Origin of the sequence: Bradyrhizobium sp. UFLA03-84, from assembly GCF_002289535.1 — a bacterium.
Taxonomy (GTDB): Bacteria; Pseudomonadota; Alphaproteobacteria; order Rhizobiales; family Xanthobacteraceae; genus Bradyrhizobium; species Bradyrhizobium viridifuturi.
Genome location: NZ_NSJY01000017.1, coordinates 582,622 through 597,658 on the forward strand (window position 1 = coordinate 582,622; position 15,037 = coordinate 597,658).

Annotated in this window: 15 protein-coding genes; 9 read left to right on the top strand and 6 right to left on the bottom strand. The window is 64.4% G+C overall.

Going from position 1 to position 15,037, the window contains the following annotated elements; translation table 11 throughout:
* Positions 1-7 precede the first annotated feature (7 nt).
* From CK489_RS35410 to CK489_RS35420, 3 genes are all read right to left on the bottom strand, one after another.
* On the bottom strand, positions 8-787 hold the full coding sequence (locus CK489_RS35410) for an enoyl-CoA hydratase/isomerase family protein (RefSeq protein ID WP_095735531.1): 780 nt from the start codon (positions 785-787) through the stop codon (positions 8-10).
* A 67-nt stretch (positions 788-854) separates the two neighbouring features.
* Complete coding sequence (locus CK489_RS35415; RefSeq protein WP_095735532.1) at positions 855-2,954, bottom strand: molybdopterin oxidoreductase family protein; 2,100 nt, start codon at positions 2,952-2,954, stop codon at positions 855-857.
* 123 nt (positions 2,955-3,077) lie between these two features.
* Positions 3,078-4,148: an ABC transporter substrate-binding protein gene (locus CK489_RS35420; protein ID WP_245350633.1), complete on the bottom strand. Its 1,071-nt coding sequence runs from the start codon at positions 4,146-4,148 to the stop codon at positions 3,078-3,080.
* Between the two features lie 174 nt (positions 4,149-4,322).
* On the opposite strand from CK489_RS35420, the gene CK489_RS35425 reads away from it, so the two are divergent.
* Entirely contained in the window at positions 4,323-5,273 is a 951-nt protein-coding gene (locus tag CK489_RS35425; protein ID WP_502694164.1) for a tripartite tricarboxylate transporter substrate binding protein, read from the top strand.
* A gap of 38 nt (positions 5,274-5,311) precedes the next feature.
* Positions 5,312-6,022, top strand: a complete 711-nt coding sequence (locus CK489_RS35430) for a molybdate ABC transporter substrate-binding protein (protein WP_095735534.1) — start codon at positions 5,312-5,314, stop codon at positions 6,020-6,022.
* On the opposite strand, the gene CK489_RS35435 is transcribed toward CK489_RS35430, so the two are convergent.
* Positions 6,023-6,829, bottom strand: coding sequence for an SDR family NAD(P)-dependent oxidoreductase (locus tag CK489_RS35435; protein WP_095735535.1), 807 nt, complete (start codon positions 6,827-6,829; stop codon positions 6,023-6,025).
* Between the two features lie 82 nt (positions 6,830-6,911).
* On the opposite strand from CK489_RS35435, the gene CK489_RS35440 reads away from it, so the two are divergent.
* From CK489_RS35440 to CK489_RS35470, 7 genes are all read left to right on the top strand, one after another.
* On the top strand, positions 6,912-7,655 hold the full coding sequence (locus tag CK489_RS35440; protein WP_095735536.1) for a GntR family transcriptional regulator: 744 nt from the start codon (positions 6,912-6,914) through the stop codon (positions 7,653-7,655).
* A 42-nt stretch (positions 7,656-7,697) separates the two neighbouring features.
* Positions 7,698-8,729: a TRAP transporter substrate-binding protein gene (locus CK489_RS35445; RefSeq protein ID WP_095735537.1), complete on the top strand. Its 1,032-nt coding sequence runs from the start codon at positions 7,698-7,700 to the stop codon at positions 8,727-8,729.
* A gap of 41 nt (positions 8,730-8,770) precedes the next feature.
* Complete coding sequence (locus CK489_RS35450) at positions 8,771-9,283, top strand: TRAP transporter small permease (protein WP_050630262.1); 513 nt, start codon at positions 8,771-8,773, stop codon at positions 9,281-9,283.
* Positions 9,284-9,298: 15 nt separating this feature from the next.
* Positions 9,299-10,594: a TRAP transporter large permease gene (locus CK489_RS35455; RefSeq protein WP_095735538.1), complete on the top strand. Its 1,296-nt coding sequence runs from the start codon at positions 9,299-9,301 to the stop codon at positions 10,592-10,594.
* A 91-nt stretch (positions 10,595-10,685) separates the two neighbouring features.
* Entirely contained in the window at positions 10,686-11,372 is a 687-nt protein-coding gene (locus tag CK489_RS35460) for a cyclase family protein (RefSeq protein ID WP_158226544.1), read from the top strand.
* Between the two features lie 28 nt (positions 11,373-11,400).
* On the top strand, positions 11,401-12,396 hold the full coding sequence (locus CK489_RS35465; RefSeq protein ID WP_095735540.1) for a Bug family tripartite tricarboxylate transporter substrate binding protein: 996 nt from the start codon (positions 11,401-11,403) through the stop codon (positions 12,394-12,396).
* Between the two features lie 104 nt (positions 12,397-12,500).
* Positions 12,501-13,595, top strand: coding sequence for an amidohydrolase family protein (locus CK489_RS35470; RefSeq protein WP_095735541.1), 1,095 nt, complete (start codon positions 12,501-12,503; stop codon positions 13,593-13,595).
* A 72-nt stretch (positions 13,596-13,667) separates the two neighbouring features.
* On the opposite strand, the gene CK489_RS35475 is transcribed toward CK489_RS35470, so the two are convergent.
* Both CK489_RS35475 and CK489_RS35480 read right to left on the bottom strand, forming a co-directional pair.
* Positions 13,668-13,937 (bottom strand): hypothetical protein, encoded by a 270-nt coding sequence (locus CK489_RS35475; protein ID WP_095735542.1) that lies wholly within the window; start codon positions 13,935-13,937, stop codon positions 13,668-13,670.
* A gap of 137 nt (positions 13,938-14,074) precedes the next feature.
* Positions 14,075-14,812, bottom strand: coding sequence for a Crp/Fnr family transcriptional regulator (locus tag CK489_RS35480; protein WP_050628575.1), 738 nt, complete (start codon positions 14,810-14,812; stop codon positions 14,075-14,077).
* Between the last annotated feature and the right edge of the window lie 225 nt (positions 14,813-15,037).

The following is a 15,037-nucleotide window of genomic DNA, read 5'->3' on the forward strand; positions in this document are numbered from 1 at the left end:
CGATGCCTCAGCGTCCCGTCCAGGTCGGCTTGCGCTTCTCGCCGAACGCCTTGAGGCCTTCCTTGGCGTCCTCGGTCATCGCCAGCAGCGCAATCTGGCTTTCGGTGTAGGCGATGCTCTCGTCGAACGACATCGAGGCGATCGCGCGCATGGCGTATTTGCCGCGACGGATCGCCGTCGGCGACTTGTCGACGATGCGGCCGATCAGCCAGTCGACCTTGGCGTCGAGCTCGGCCGCCGGCACGATGTAGTTGAGAAGGCCCGCGGCCTGCGCGGCTTTGGCATCGAACGGCTCGCCGGTCAGCGCCCATTCGTTGACGAGACGCGGCGGCGCGATCGATTGCAGCAGGCTCAGCACCTGCATCGGAAACACGCCGACCTTCACTTCAGGCAGACCGAAGATCACGCCATCGGCGGCGACCGCCATGTCGGTCATGCACAGCAGGCCCATGCCGCCGGCCATGCAGACGCCGCCGACCCGCGCGATCGCGGGCTTGGTCGCGTTCTGCGACAGCCGCAAGAGATCGGCGTAGTCGACATTCGGCCGCGAGAAATCCATCGAGAATGCCGCGCCGCTGTTCTGCAGATCGGCGCCGGCGCAGAACGCCTTGTCGCCCGCGCCCGTCAGCACGATGACGCGCACGTCCTTGTCGTCATGCGCCTCGCGATAGCCCCTGGCGATGCCCGCGATCACGCCGGCATTGAGCGCGTTGCGCTTGTCCGGGCGGTTGATGGTGATCCAGTACGCCTGCCCGCGCTTTTCGAGAAGAACGCTGTTATCGGTCATGTTTCCTGCCTTGTGCGCCGTTTCCTGCCCACATTTGCGGCAGGATCGGCGCCGACTGCAAGCAGGATTATGCGGCGGCGGGCGCCTTCCTCATCCAGACTTTGTTGTCGTGGAACGCGGCGCCGCCGACCGGCGCGACGGCTTCAGCCCCGGTCAACATGTTGATGCCGCGACCGCCGATATGCGACTTGTTCGGATGGATCGACTCGGCGATCAGCACGCCGCGGCGGACGCCATCGAACAGTTTTGCAGTCAGCGTGGCCTCGCCGCGCGTGTTGCCGAGCGTCACGGCGTCGCCATCGGCGATCGAGAGCGCGGCCGCATCGTCGGGATGGATCATCACGGTCGGTGCGCCCTCGCGCGCCTGCGACGACGGCGTTTCGTTGAAGCTGGTGTTGAGGAAGCTGCGCGACGGCGACGTCGCGAGCCGGAACGGATGCTGCGCATCCGCTTCCTCGATGATCGTCCAGTGATCGGGCAGCGAGGGCATCTTGTCCCAGGCGCCCATCAGCCCGCCCGAACCGACCGGCACCTTGCCCCAATCGACCTTGAAGTGGAACTTCTTGTCGGCATGCGCGAAGCCGTCGAGATAGTGCGAGGTCCGGAAATCGGGCTGCAGATCGCGCCAGATGTCGGCCTCCAGCGCCGCGATGTCGCCGTGTCCGCTCTTCTTCAGCGTCGCATCGATCAGCTGGCGGGGCGTCATGTCGAAGCCGGGATGCACGGCATTGAGCCTGCGGCCGAGCCCTTGCAGCACCTCGTGATTGGAGCGGCATTCGCCGGGCGGATCGATCAGCTTGGGACCGACCGAGATGTGCTGATGGCCGCCGCCGTAATAGAGGTCGTCGTGCTCCATGAACATCGTCGCCGGGAGCACGATGTCGGCCATCTGCGCCGTCTCGGTCATGAACTGCTCGTGCACCGCGACGAACAGATCTTCGCGGGCGAACCCCTGGCGCACCAGCGCCTGCTCGGGCGCCACCGTCATCGGATTGGTGTTCTGGATCAGCATCGCCTTGACCGGCCCGCCGCCGCGCAGCGCCTCGGCATCGCCGGTCAGGATGCGGCCGATCTTCGACTGATCGAGCACCCGGGTGGTGGGATCGATCGCGTCGTGGCCTTCGATGATCGACTCGTCGAAGCGCCAGAGCGCTGCATTGTTGAAGAAGGCGCCGCCGCCCTCATATTGCCAGGCGCCAGTCACCGCGGGGATGCACAGCGCGGCGTGCATCTGGGCGGCGCCGTTGCGGCTGCGGGTGAAACCGTAGCCAAGACGGAAGAAGGAGCGTTGGGTGGTCCCGACCAGCCGCGCGAACGCCTCGATCTCCTCGACCGGCACGCCCGAGATCGCCGAAGCCCATTCCGGCGTGCGGGTCTTCAGATGCGCCTCGAGCTCGTCGGGGCAATCGGTATAGCGCGCCAGATAATCGCGATCGGCAAATCCCTCGCGGAACAGCACGTGCATCACGGCGCAGGCGAAGGCGCCGTCGGTCCCTGGCCGCAGCAGGATCTTGATGTCGGCCTGCTTCATGGTCTCGTTGTTGTAGACGTCGACCGCCGCGATCTTCGCGCCGCGCTCCTTGCGAGCACGCGACGCATGCGTCATCACGTTGACCTGGGTGTTGACCGGATTGGTGCCCCAGATCACGACGAGGTCGGAGACCCCCATCTCGCGGGGATCGACGCCGGCGATCTTGCCGGTGCCGGCCGTAAAGCCGATGCGCGCGATGGTCGCGCAGATCGTGCCGTAGAAGCGCGAATATTTCTTCACATGCGACAGCCGGTTGAGGCCGTCGCGCATCACCAGCCCCATGGTGCCGGCGTAATAGTAAGGCCAGACCGACTCGGCGCCGAACTCGCGCTCGGCGGCATCGAAACGCGCGGCGATCTCGTCCAGCGCCTCGTCCCAGGAAATCCGCGCGAACTGGCCCGAACCTTTCGGCCCAATCCGGCGCAGCGGGTGCATCAGCCGTTCGGCATGATGAATGCGCTCGGCATAACGCGCGACCTTGGCGCAGACCACGCCTGCCGTATAAGTCTGCTGCTTGGAGCCGCGTACCCTGCCGATCGAACGTCCGTCGATCACTTCGACGTCGAGCGCACATGCCGAGGGGCAGTCGTGCGGACAGGTGGAATGGCGGATGTCGACCTTGGCATGCTGGTTCATGCCAAATTGGTAACATCAAACACCGGCCCCGCCGAGGGGCATTATTGACCCGGTCCGCGCGAAAACCGAGCATATGCCATGCGTCAAACGCCCAAATGCTCGGCTACCGGCCTCAACCGTCGGTCAAACGTGGAAGATGCGGGTGTAGCGCGCCTTGATCGATTCGCCTTCCCGTTCCACCGCCACGGGATCGTCCTTCATCGTCTTGATGTCCTTCAACGGCTTGCGCCCGGCTTTCTCCTGGGCCTGCGCATGGACGGACCTGAGGCCGCCGATCTCGACATTGAGCTGCTGCCCCTCACGCCCGAGCGCGAACGACTGAAACAGCCTTGCCGCGTTGGGATGCGGACAGTCCTTGAAGATCCCGTTGGGGCCGACGATGATCGGCGACCCCTCGGTGGCATAGACCGGCTCGACCGGGCGGCCGGCTTCCTTCAGCTGAAAGATGTTGTACTCGTTGCCGTCGGCCATCACAGCCCGCTCGCCGAGGTCGAGCTTCTTCGGCGGATCGGTCGAAGACTGCACCTGCATGATGTTCTGCTTGGCGAGCTGCTCGAAGAAGCTCCAGCCGAGATCGCGCTGCATCTGATAGGTCGCGGTCATGATGGTGCCGCTATAGCCGGGATGCCCCTTCACGATCTTGCCCTTCCATTTCGGATCGAGCAGATCGGCAAAGCTCTTCGGCGCCTCCTCGGCCTTCACGAGATTGGTGTTGTAGGCAATGATCGACAGCCAGACCCGGAAGCTTGCGAACTGTCCGTCTGGATCGCGATGCTCGTCCGGATAATATTTCGCGACCTCCTCCGGGACATAGGGCGCCAGAATGCCGTCGCGCTTCCACACGATGAAATGTGCGGCGTCGGAGGAATTGACGACGTCGACCGCATGAATGTTGCTGGAATATTCCTGGCCGACCCGCTGGAACACCCGCTCCGCGCCGGTGCGTTCGACCCGTACGGTGATCCCGGCATATTTCGCTTCGAATGCCTTCGCCAGCTTCTCGGCGACCGGCAGATCGGTCGAGGTGTAGTAGACGATCTGCCCCTCTTTCTTCGCCGCCTCGATCAGCGCCGGCGTCACCGGTTCCGCGGGTGGCGCGGCGGCCATCACGCGCGACGACAATGCGGCGCCCGCCAGCACGGCGCTGGAGCCCTTCAGCAGATCGCGGCGCGATAGCCCGGAATGTTTCCTCATCTGATTCCCCGCACGTGATGGCGAAGTTGGTACACCGTCTTCCCGCCGATATTCCGATGCGTGAAGACAGAGTCTGTCGTCGACAGAGCCTTCAGGTTGCAGCTAGACTTCTCGTCAAGAAAGAAGACTAAAGTTGGGGGGAGGCGATCAATGGCGAGCTTTCGGTACGCCTTGATGTGTGTCGCGGCATTGCTGACCGCGTCGATGTCGGGCTCACATGCCGACGCCGAGGACTATCCCGCGCGGCCGGTCAGGATCATCGTTCCTTTTGGCCCCGGCGGTCCGGCCGACGTCGTTGCGCGGCAGATCGGCAGCATCTTGCAGGAAAGCCTCGGCCAGCCCTTTGTGGTCGAGAACCGCACCGGCGCCGGCGGCGTGATCGGCACGCTCGAGGTCGCGAAGGCGCCGGCCGACGGCTACACCCTGCTGATGATGTCGAACACCCAGACCGCGAATGAATCGCTGGTGCCGCAACGCAAATACGAGCTGATGCGCGACCTGACCCCGGTCGCATCCCTGAACACTTCGGATCTCGTGATCGTGGTCCACCCCGCCGTGCCGGCCAGGACGCTGCAGGAACTTATCGCGCTCGCAAAGGCAGAGCCCGGAAAGCTGAACTACGCCTCGTCGGGCCAGGGGACGCCGTACCACATGGCGGGCGAATTGTTCAAAGCCATGGCCGGCATCAACATCGTGCACGTGCCCTACCGCAACAGTGGCGAAGCCCGCAGCGGCGTCATCGGTGGCCAGGTCCAGATGATGATCGATGCCGTTCCGGCGATGGCGCCGAACATTGCTGAAAACCAGGTGCGCGCGCTCGCCACAACCGGCAAGACGCGTTCCGCGGTGCTGCCCAACATTCCCACCGTCATCGAGGCGGGCGTGTCCGGCTATGAAGCGACGATCTGGCTCGGCCTGATGACGCCAGCGGGGACACCGAAGCCGATCATCGACAAGCTCAACACGGCCGTGAGCGCTGCGATCAAGCGGCCGGAAGTCGAAAAGCTCTGGGCCGAACAGGGCGCGGTGCCGATGACGATGACGCCGGAGGCATTCGGCGGGTTCCTGCGCGCCGATATCGTGAAGTGGGCGGACGTAGTCAAACGACTAGACAAGGCCGAATAGGCACGTGGCGGCAGGACCGGGGTGATGGAACAGGGCCTATGAAGACGTTGAACATCCTGAGCGGCGGCGCAGCGCAGGGCCTGGTGCGCAGCCTTGCGCCTGCGTTTGAAGCCGAAACCGGCCTCGGCATTGCCGGTGACTTTGGCGCGGTCGGCGCCATGGCCGACAGGTTGCGGGCCGGTGTTGCAACCGACATCGTCATCCTGACTGCCGCGCTGATCGCGACGCTTGCCGACGAAGGGCTGGTCTTGCGCAGTTCGATCGCCGACATCGGCCGCGTTGAAACGGCGCTCGCGGTCCGCGCCGGCGATCCGCTTGCGCGCGCCGAGGACCCGGCAAGCCTGCGTACTGTGCTGCTCGCTGCGGACGCGATCTTCGTGCCGGATACCAAGGCGTCGACCGCCGGAATTCATGTCGCCAAGGTGCTCGCACAACTCGGCATCACTGACGCCGTCGCCGACCGCCTGAAGGTCTTTCCGAACGGTGCGACGGCGATGCGGCATCTGGCCGAGTCCCGAGACAAGCGGCCGATCGGTTGCACGCAGTCGACCGAGATCATCAGCACTCCCGGTGTCGTGCTGTCGGGCACGTTGCCGCCGGGATGCGCCCTCGCGACCATCTATACGGCTGCCGTTACAACGCGGGCATCGGCTGCACCGCAGGCGCAACGCCTGATCGCGCTGCTGACGTCGACGGATGCATCTGGCCTGCGCAGTCAGGCCGGTTTCATCTCCAACACCACGTCGTAGCTAGCGCGCCAATTGGGTGAGACCCGTCGGCGGTCCATCAACCGCCGTCCAGCCGCCGTCGACGAACAGCGTGCTGCCGCTGACATAGCTCGCCGCGTCGGATGCAAGATAGGCAACGGCGGTGGCCACTTCGTCGGCGCTGCTCCAGCGATTGAACACGGTGTGGCCGGCATAGAGATCGTAGATGTCGGGCCGCTGCTTGAACGGGCCGGTCAACGCGGTCTCCGCGATGCTCGGCGCGATGGCATTGACGCGGACGCCGGAGCGGCCGACCTCGGATGCGAAGCCCTTGACCAGGAGGCCGATCGCCGCCTTGGTCGAACCATAGACCGCGAGTCCCGGCTCGATCGTCACGGCGCGCACCGAGGAGCAGGCGATCAGGCTGCCGCCTTGCTGCTTGACCATGATGCGGCCTAACGCCTGGAAGAACCAGACCGTGCCCTTGATGTTGAGATTGATGACGCGATCGAGATCCTCCTCGGTGTAGTCGAGGATGGTCTTGCGGATGTTCAGCCCCGGCGTGGTGACCGCGATGTCGACGCGCTGCAATTCCGCGAGCGCCTTCGCCGCCAGCGCCTCGACGTCCGCACGGTCGGCCGCATCACAAGCGGCAGCGGTTGCCGATCCGCCTTGCTCCCGGATCGCCGTGGCGGTCGCATCCGCCCCCTCCTGCGTACGATCGGCACACAGCACGCGGGCGCCCAGCGACGCCAGCGCTTCAGCAGAGGATTTCCCGATACCCGAGGCGGCGCCAAGCACCACGGCGGTCTTGCCGGTGAGATCGAACAGCTTGCGGTAGTCGGTCATGCGGACCTCCCGGGTTGCGAGCGATGCGTGTTTGCCTTCAGCGAATGCTTCATATACTAATATATCAATTCCGGGAGCAAGCATGCCCGCCCGCGCGCCGAAAAAATCGGAGCTTCGCCGCCTCGCCGGCCAACGGCGGACCGGTCGTCCACGGACCGCAACGGCGGCGGCGCGGATCTATGCCGAGCTGCGCGCCGAGCTCGTCTCGTTGCAGCGCAGGCCGGGCGATCCGATCATCGAGGCCGAGATCGCGCGCTCCTATGGCGTCAGCCGGACCCCGGTGCGGGAAGCCATCCTGCGCCTGTCGGACGAGGGCCTGGTCGAGATTTTCCCGCAATCCGGCATCTTCGTCTCGCGCATCCCGCTCGCTGCGCTCCCGGAGGCGATCATCGTCCGCAGGTCGCTGGAAGAAACCACGACCCGCATGGCGACCGAGCGCGCCAGCGCCAGCCAGATCCTCGGCCTGCACGCGATCCTCGAACGCCAGCGCGAGGCCGACAAGGCCGGCGACCGCGAGGCATTCCATCAGGCCGACGAGGCCTTTCACGCCGCCATCGCCGAAATTGCCGGGCACCCCGGCATCTGGAAGCTGATCCTGCAGGTCAAGGTTCACGTCGACCGTTTCCGCTGGCTGACGCTGCCGCAGCGTGGGCGGATGGCCGAGGTCATCGCCGAGCATGAAGCGGTCATGGGCGCGATCGAAGCACGCGACCCGGCAGCCGCGGGAGCTGCGATGACGAGACATCTCGAACGGCTGCTGGCCGACATCTCGGCCACCCAGCACAACAATCCGGAGTTCTTCGACGCGCAAAGCCAGCCGCCATGACCGCGGCCGGACTCCGGCAAGGCATCTTTGGGAGGAAATAACATGAATCGTACAGACCGATCGCGGACCCGCGCCGCCGGGCTCAACCGTCGCGACATCATCAAGATCGGCGCCGGTCTTGGCGCTGCCGTTGCGACCTCGGCGCAGACCGCCCTCGCCCAATCGAAGGCCGTGTTCAAGGCGTCAGACGTGCAACCGCCGGGCTACCCGACCGTGGTCGCGACGGAAAGCCTCGGCAAGAAGCTCGCGGCGGCGACCAACGGCCGCCTGTCGCTGCAGATGTTCCCCTCGATGCAGCTTGGCGGCGAGAAGGAAACCATCGAGCAGACCCAGATCGGCGCGGTCCAAATGCTGCGTGTCAGCGCGGGCTCGATCGGCCCGATCGTCGACGACATCAACGTCGTCAACATGCCGTTCCTGTTCAAGAACATGGCGCATGCCGAGCGGATGATGGACGGCCCGATCGGCCAGGAGCTGCTGGACAAAATCACGGCAAGCCCCAATGCCGGGCTGGTCGCACTGTGCTGGATGAATTCCGGCGCCCGCAGCCTCTACAACACCAAGCATTCGATCAAGACGATCGCCGACATCAAGGGCCTCAAATTCCGCGTCATCGGCAATCCGATCTTCATCGACATGATGAATGCGCTCGGCGGCAACGGCGTCGCGATGGGTTACGACCAGGTGTTCAGCGCGCTGCAGACCGGCGTCATCGACGGCGCCGAGAACAATCCTCCGAGCTACGTCTTCAGCAACCACTACACCGCGGCCAAGCACTTCTCGCTCACCGAGCACCTGATCGTTCCCGAGGTGCTGGTGTTCTCGAAGCGGGCATGGTCCGCGCTGTCGGCCGACGACCAGACGCTGATCAGGAAGCTTGCCCGCGAGGCGCAGATGGAAGAGCGCGGGCTCTGGAACACTTACGAGCAGCAGGCGATGGAGAAAGCGAAAGCCGCCGGCTGCGAGATCATCGAGATCGCCGACAAGGCGCCGTTCCAGAACGCGGTGAAGCCGGTATGGGACAAATACGGCCCGAAATACCAGGACATGATCGGACGCATCCAGTCTGCCTGACACGCCGCCACACGGGACATCGACATCCGACAGGACATGACATGGCCGGATCATATCGCCGCGCGATGGACTATCTGTATCTTGCCTGCGTCATCACGGGCTCTGCCGCGCTGATCCTGATTTCAGCGGTCATCCCCTGGGCGGTGTTCACGCGCTACGTGCTGAACAGCGCGGCCTCCTGGCCCGAACCGCTCGCGGTGCTGCTCACCATCGTCGTGACCTTCATCGGAGCGGCGGCGGGATATCGGCTCAACCTGCATATGAATGTCGGCTATTTCGCCGGCAAGCTGCCTGACCCGCTCCGGGCGCTCGCCGACCTCGTCGTGCAGCTCCTGATGGGCCTGATCGCGCTCTTCATGATCATCTGGGGCTACCGGCTCGTCGACGTGACCTGGCACAACACGATCGCCGACTTTCCGTCACTGTCGGTCGGCGTCACCTATCTTCCGATTCCGATCGGCGGCGCCTGCCTGCTGCTGTTCATCATCGAACGGATCTTCCTCGGTGCGCCGCCCGACCCGATCGGCTCGCACCAGGACGCATCGATCGACTGACCCCGCGAGGCCATCATGGACATCTCCATTCTGCTCGCGACCATGCTGCTCTGTTTCCTGATCGGTATGCCGATCGCCTACTCGCTGGCGATGGCGGCCATCGTCGGCGCCTTGTGGATCGGCATTCCGCTGGAGGCGGTGATGCTCAAGATCTCCGACGGCGTCAGCAAGGTCGCAATGCTGACGATCCCGTTCTTCGTGCTGGCCGGCGCGATCATGGCAGAGGGCGGCATGGCCCGCCGCCTGGTTGCGTTCGCCGACGTGCTGGTCGGGCTGACCCGTCTGCGCGGCGGCCTCTCGATCGTCAACGTGCTGGCGACGACATTCCTGAGCGGCATTTCCGGATCGGCCGTCGCCGATACGTCCGCGATCGGCTCGGTGATGATCCCGCAGATGGAGCGGAATGGCTATCCGCGCGTGTTCGCGACCAACCTGACGATCACCTCGTCGGTTCAGGCCCTTCTGGTACCGCCGAGCCACAATGCGGTGCTCTTCTCGCTGGCGACGGGCGGAACGATTTCGATCAGCGCCCTCTTCATGGCCGGCGTATTCCCCGGGCTGCTGCTCGGCTTCTCGCTGATCATCCTGTGCCTCGCCGTCGCCTACCGCGAGAAGCATCCGCACGGCCAGACCGTACCGGCCAAGGACGCAATCCGGATCGCCATCGACGCCTCCTGGGGCCTCATCACCCTGGTCATCATCCTGGGCGGCATTCTCGGCGGCATCTTCACCGCGATCGAAGCCGGCGCGATCGCGTGCATCTGGGCCTTCTTCGTCACGATGTTCATCTATCGCGACTATCGCTGGCGCGACCTGCCGGTGCTGCTGCATCGCACGCTGCGTACCGTCGCGATGGTGATGACGCTGATCGCCTGCGCTTCCAGCGTCGGCTACATCATGGCCCTGACCCAGATGCCGGCCAAGATGACCGCCTTCTTCCTGTCGATCTCCGACAACAAGTACGTCATCCTGCTCTTGATCAACGTCCTGCTGCTGGTGCTCGGCACGCTGGTCGACATGGCGCCATCAATCCTGATCGCAACGCCGATCCTGCTGCCGGTCATGAAGAACTTCGGCGTCGATCCGGTACATTTCGGCATGATCATGCTGCTCAATCTCGGCATCGGCCTGTGCCATCCGCCGGTCGGTGCGATCCTGTTCGTCGGCTGCGCGGTCGGCAAGGTCACCATCGAGCAGGTCATGCGCAAGATCTGGCCGTTCTACACGGTGATGTTCTTCGTCCTGATGTGCGTGACCTATCTGCCGGAAATCTCGCTCTGGCTGCCGCGGCAGCTTCAGGTCCTGCACTGAGGGCAAGCGGCATCTTGCAGAACAGCCGCAAACGCGTCAGCATCGCCGCAGAAGCGCGCCTGCGCCAGCTCCGTCAAGAAAGGGCACCGCCGTGAGGATCATTGACCTGAGCCGGGAGCTCTATCACCGCACACCGAGCTATCCCGGCCATCCGCCAATCATGCACGGGATGTGGAAGAACCACGAGGAGGCGCTGGCGGAGTCGCGGAATGTCTACGGGCTGGCATCGATGTTCATCTCGATGCCCGACCACGGCGGAACCCACATCGACGCACCCCGACATTTCGGCCCGAGCGGCATCCCGATCAATGAATATCCGCTGGAGAAGTGCATCGTCCCCGGCATCTGCCTCGACCTGCGCCACATTGCGCCGCGTGCCGAGATCACCCCATCTGATCTCGATACGGCGGCGAAGGCGGCCGGGCGGCCGATCCCGAAGGGCGGCACCCTGCTGCTCTGCACCGGCCATCACGCGCGGACCTTTCCGCGCAAGGAATATTCGACCGACAATTCCGGCGTCAATGTCGCGGCCACCGAGTGGCTGGCGAAACAGGGCATCGTCCATTTCGGCATCGACTCGATGCGGCCGGGTCCCGACAGCGACGAGAACCTGCTCGTCCACAAGGCCTGCCTCGACCTCGACATCACTCACATCGAGAGCCTGTGCAATCTCGAGGCCCTGCTGGGCGAGGGACCTTTCACCTTCATCGGTCTGCCGATGAAGTGGCGCGGCGGCACCGCATCGCCGATCCGCGCGGTGGCGGTGTTCGATCTGTAGAAGTCGGGGTGCGGATGAGGGATCTCCGATGACAGGCAGCAGATCGGCCCCTCCCTCGCGTCGCACGATCCTGACGGCCGCTGGCGCGCTGGCGATCGCCGCCCTCACCCGGCAAGCAATCGCCGCCGGCTATCCGGACCGTCCCGTCAAGATCATCGTGCCGTTCGCGCCGGGCGGACCGACCGACATCATGGCGCGTATCCTCGGCAGCCATCTCGGCGAAGCGCTCGGCGCCACCATCGTGGTCGAGAACCGTCCCGGCGGCGGCGGCAATATCGGGATCGGCCTTGCGGCGCATGCCGATCCCGACGGCTATACCCTGCTGATCTCGTCGAGTGCCTTGGTCGTCAACCCGGGCCTCTACAGCAAGATCCCGTACGACCCCGACAAGGATTTTGCACCCATCGCCGAACTCGGCACCTCGCCGAACGTGATCCTGGTCGACCCGAAGCTCGGCATCAATTCAGTCGCCGACCTGGTTGCGCGCGCCAAGGCCAACCCGGACGAATTGAACTATGCGAGCCCCGGCCTCGGGACGACGCCGCATCTCGCCGGAGAGTTGTTCAAGATCATCGGCCGGATCCAGATGACGCACGTGCCGTTCTCGGGCGCCGGTCCCGCGATCCAGGCGATCCTGAGCGGAACCACCCAGGTCGCGTTCGCCGCCCTCCCGCCTGCCCACCCGCACATCGAGTCAGGCGCGCTAAAGGCGCTCGCAGTCACGGGAACCCATCGCTGGTTCGATTTGCCCGATGTGCCGACCATGATCGAGCTCGGCTACAAGGATTTCGTCTCCGACACCTTTCAGGGCTTCCTCGCGCCTGCGCATACGCCCTCCTCGATCGTGGAGCTGCTGTCGACGAAATCGATTGCGATCCTGAAGACGCCAGAGATCGCCGACCAGCTGCGCAACGACGGATTCGAGGTGCTGGCAAACGGCCCCGACGGCATGCGCAAGCGCATCGCGGATGAAGTTCCGAAATGGCGCGACATCATCGCAAAAGCCGGCATCAAGCCGGTCTGAGCAGATCAACATTGCGCGACACGCACAGCGTGTGATCTTGCGACCACTAGCCGTCATCCCCTAGGCTCGCCATCCATAACAAAAAGACCAGGGAGGCGATCGTCATGAGCACAAGGCGTGATTTCCTGAAAGCGGGAGCGACGGCGGCAGCAGGCATCGTGTTCTGCGGCTGCGGGCTCGTCCACAACGCGAATGCACAGCCATCGCGGCAGAAGTTACCGGTCAGCGTCGACGGCAAACGCGTCAAGACGATCGACATTCACTCGCATTGCCACTTCCGCGAGGCGGGCGTCCTGCTCGGCGCCGACGCCGGAAAGTATCAACTGCCGCCGGTCAACGGCGCCGCGGAAGCCTTCATCGAGATCGACAAGCGCCTGGCGGCGATGGACGCGCAGGCCGTCGACATGGAGGTGCTCTCGATCAATCCGTTCTGGTACGACCGCGACCGCGACCTCGCCGGCAAGATCGTGAAGATCCAGAACGAGAAGCTCGCCGAACTCTGCGCCTCGAAGCCCGACCGGTTTGCGGCTTTCGCCTCGCTGACGCTGCAGGCACCGGACCTTGCGGTGCAGGAGCTGGAGACAGCAGTGAGGAAGCAGGGGCTGAAGGGTGCGGCCATCGGCGGCGTCGTCGATGGGGTCGAATTCTCAGATCCCAGGTTTCATCCGGTGTGGGCCAAGGCCGAGGAACTCGGCGTCCCCTTGTTCATCCATCCGCAGGGCGTGCCCGAGCTCAGCAAGCGCCTCTCCGGCAATGGCTGGCTCGGCAACACCATCGGCAATCCGCTCGAGACCACGATCGCGCTCTCGCATTTGATCTTCGAGGGCACGCTCGACCGCTTCCCGGGATTGAAGATCATTGCCGCGCATGGCGGCGGCTACCTCCCCTCCTATGCCGATCGCTCGGATCATCCCTGCCTGGTCGGACCGAAGGGATGCAATCCGGAGGTCAAGCTCCAGAAGGCGCCGACCGAATATCTCAAGCAGATCTACTTCGACTCCCTGATCTTCACGCCCGAGGCGATCCGGCATCTCGCCGCCCAAGTCGGCGCCGGCCAGATCGTGCTCGGGAGCGACTATCCCTATCCATGGCAACTGGCACCGGTCGACCACATCTTCGCCTGCTCGACGCTGAGCGACGACGACAAGGCGAACATTCTCGGCCGCACCGCGGCGAGGCTGCTCGGCGTTGCCGCGTGAGGAGGGCAGCGGACCGTCGGACGATCTGAACTGCCGTTGTCGCGCCCGTATGCGAGGCGACGGCGAGAACGATCAATTGGCCTTCACGGTCCGCATCTCGTTGCGCGGCAGCGACGTTGTCGCCGGCTGCGCAATCCTGGACGGCGGGTCAGAGTCGACGGCGTCAGTTCCGGCGAACTCGGCTTGCGCCGCGTCCGATATCCATTTGACTGCCGCGGGGTGACTGACCAGCATCCCGATCAAGGCAACGATCACGAGCACCGGCAATGCGATCAGCTTGATGCTGAAGCTCCTATAATTATTCTCCGGGTCCTGTTGCCGGTTGTCGAAAGAGCCCTGCATGGATTCCTCCACAGTGCGGACGTGATCCACCCGGGGCTCACTTACCGCAGGGCACGCAAGGCCGATGTGAATGATTTCACAGGCCTTGTTCGGCTCACCATTTCGTGAAACGCGGGACGGCCCCGCAGCCGGCGCGGCTACTCGGCGTCGTCAGCGCCGGCGTCGACCAGCGCCTGCAGCGACTCGGGCTTCAGCACGACGATCGCGCCATGCTCGAGCCTTACCCAACCGCGTGTCGCCCACGCGCGGAGCTGCTTGTTGATGCTCTCGCGGGTCATGCCGACCATCTCGCTGATCTCCTGCTGGGTGATCGAGATGGTGCGCCCCTGCGGCTTGTGCTTGTCGCTGAGACGCAGCAGCGCGCTCGCCAGTCGGCCCGGCAGGTCCTGCAGGATCACCTGCTCGACCTGATCGCTGGTCCAGCGCAACCGCGCGCACAGCAGCTCGATGAACTTCATCGCAAGCGACGGCTGGCTGCGCACGAACGGAATGAACTCGCGCCGGTCGATGACGAACAGCTCGCAATTGGTGTTGGCGGTGGCGTCGGCAGTCCGCGACAGGCCGTCGAGCAGTGCGATCTCGCCGAAGATCTCGCCTGCCTCGATCAGGTTCAGGATGGCGTTGCGACCATCCGGCGAAGAGATGCTGATCTTCACCGTGCCCGAGATCACCGCGATCAGACTGGTGCCGGGATCGCCCTTGGAGAAGATCGTCGTCCCGCGCTTCAGCGTGATGTGCTTGGCGTAACGACAGAGCTGATCGAACGCCTCGGGCTCGAGATCGGCGAAATAGGGATGCTTGCGCAGCACCGATAGCTTGTTGTTCGCAAACGACGGCGCGCCGGCAGTTCGTTCAATGGGCGGCGCACCGGTCATCGTGATCCAGACTGATTGTGTTGCGTTCAATCGGCGCGCCACAGCGCGACGCCGACAGAGCCATCGATCAATGAAAGCAGAAAGGACTATAACCCCACCGCGGGCCTACAGCAACCAATGGTCCGATCCGCTAGAAATCATCCAAGTACAATTTGGAATAAATGCGTGCTTATGCAACGCTCAATTGCAGGCAGCCGCTGCCCGTGATCCGGAATATCCGGTCCA

Bases quoted from the DNA above. Each gene is read 5' to 3' on its own strand.
- CK489_RS35455 (WP_095735538.1), top strand. From the start codon at position 9,299: ATGGACATCTCCATTCTGCTCGCGACCATGCTGCTCTGTTTCCTGATC.
- CK489_RS35435 (WP_095735535.1), bottom strand. From the start codon at position 6,829: ATGACCGACTACCGCAAGCTGTTCGATCTCACCGGCAAGACCGCCGTG.
- CK489_RS35410 (WP_095735531.1), bottom strand. From the start codon at position 787: ATGACCGATAACAGCGTTCTTCTCGAAAAGCGCGGGCAGGCGTACTGG.
- CK489_RS35445 (WP_095735537.1), top strand. From the start codon at position 7,698: ATGAATCGTACAGACCGATCGCGGACCCGCGCCGCCGGGCTCAACCGT.
- CK489_RS35465 (WP_095735540.1), top strand. From the start codon at position 11,401: ATGACAGGCAGCAGATCGGCCCCTCCCTCGCGTCGCACGATCCTGACG.
- CK489_RS35480 (WP_050628575.1), bottom strand. From the start codon at position 14,812: ATGACCGGTGCGCCGCCCATTGAACGAACTGCCGGCGCGCCGTCGTTT.
- CK489_RS35425 (WP_502694164.1), top strand. From the start codon at position 4,323: ATGTGTGTCGCGGCATTGCTGACCGCGTCGATGTCGGGCTCACATGCC.
- CK489_RS35415 (WP_095735532.1), bottom strand. From the start codon at position 2,954: ATGAACCAGCATGCCAAGGTCGACATCCGCCATTCCACCTGTCCGCAC.
- CK489_RS35430 (WP_095735534.1), top strand. From the start codon at position 5,312: ATGAAGACGTTGAACATCCTGAGCGGCGGCGCAGCGCAGGGCCTGGTG.
- CK489_RS35420 (WP_245350633.1), bottom strand. From the start codon at position 4,148: ATGAGGAAACATTCCGGGCTATCGCGCCGCGATCTGCTGAAGGGCTCC.
- CK489_RS35470 (WP_095735541.1), top strand. From the start codon at position 12,501: ATGAGCACAAGGCGTGATTTCCTGAAAGCGGGAGCGACGGCGGCAGCA.
- CK489_RS35475 (WP_095735542.1), bottom strand. From the start codon at position 13,937: ATGCAGGGCTCTTTCGACAACCGGCAACAGGACCCGGAGAATAATTAT.
- CK489_RS35440 (WP_095735536.1), top strand. From the start codon at position 6,912: ATGCCCGCCCGCGCGCCGAAAAAATCGGAGCTTCGCCGCCTCGCCGGC.
- CK489_RS35450 (WP_050630262.1), top strand. From the start codon at position 8,771: ATGGCCGGATCATATCGCCGCGCGATGGACTATCTGTATCTTGCCTGC.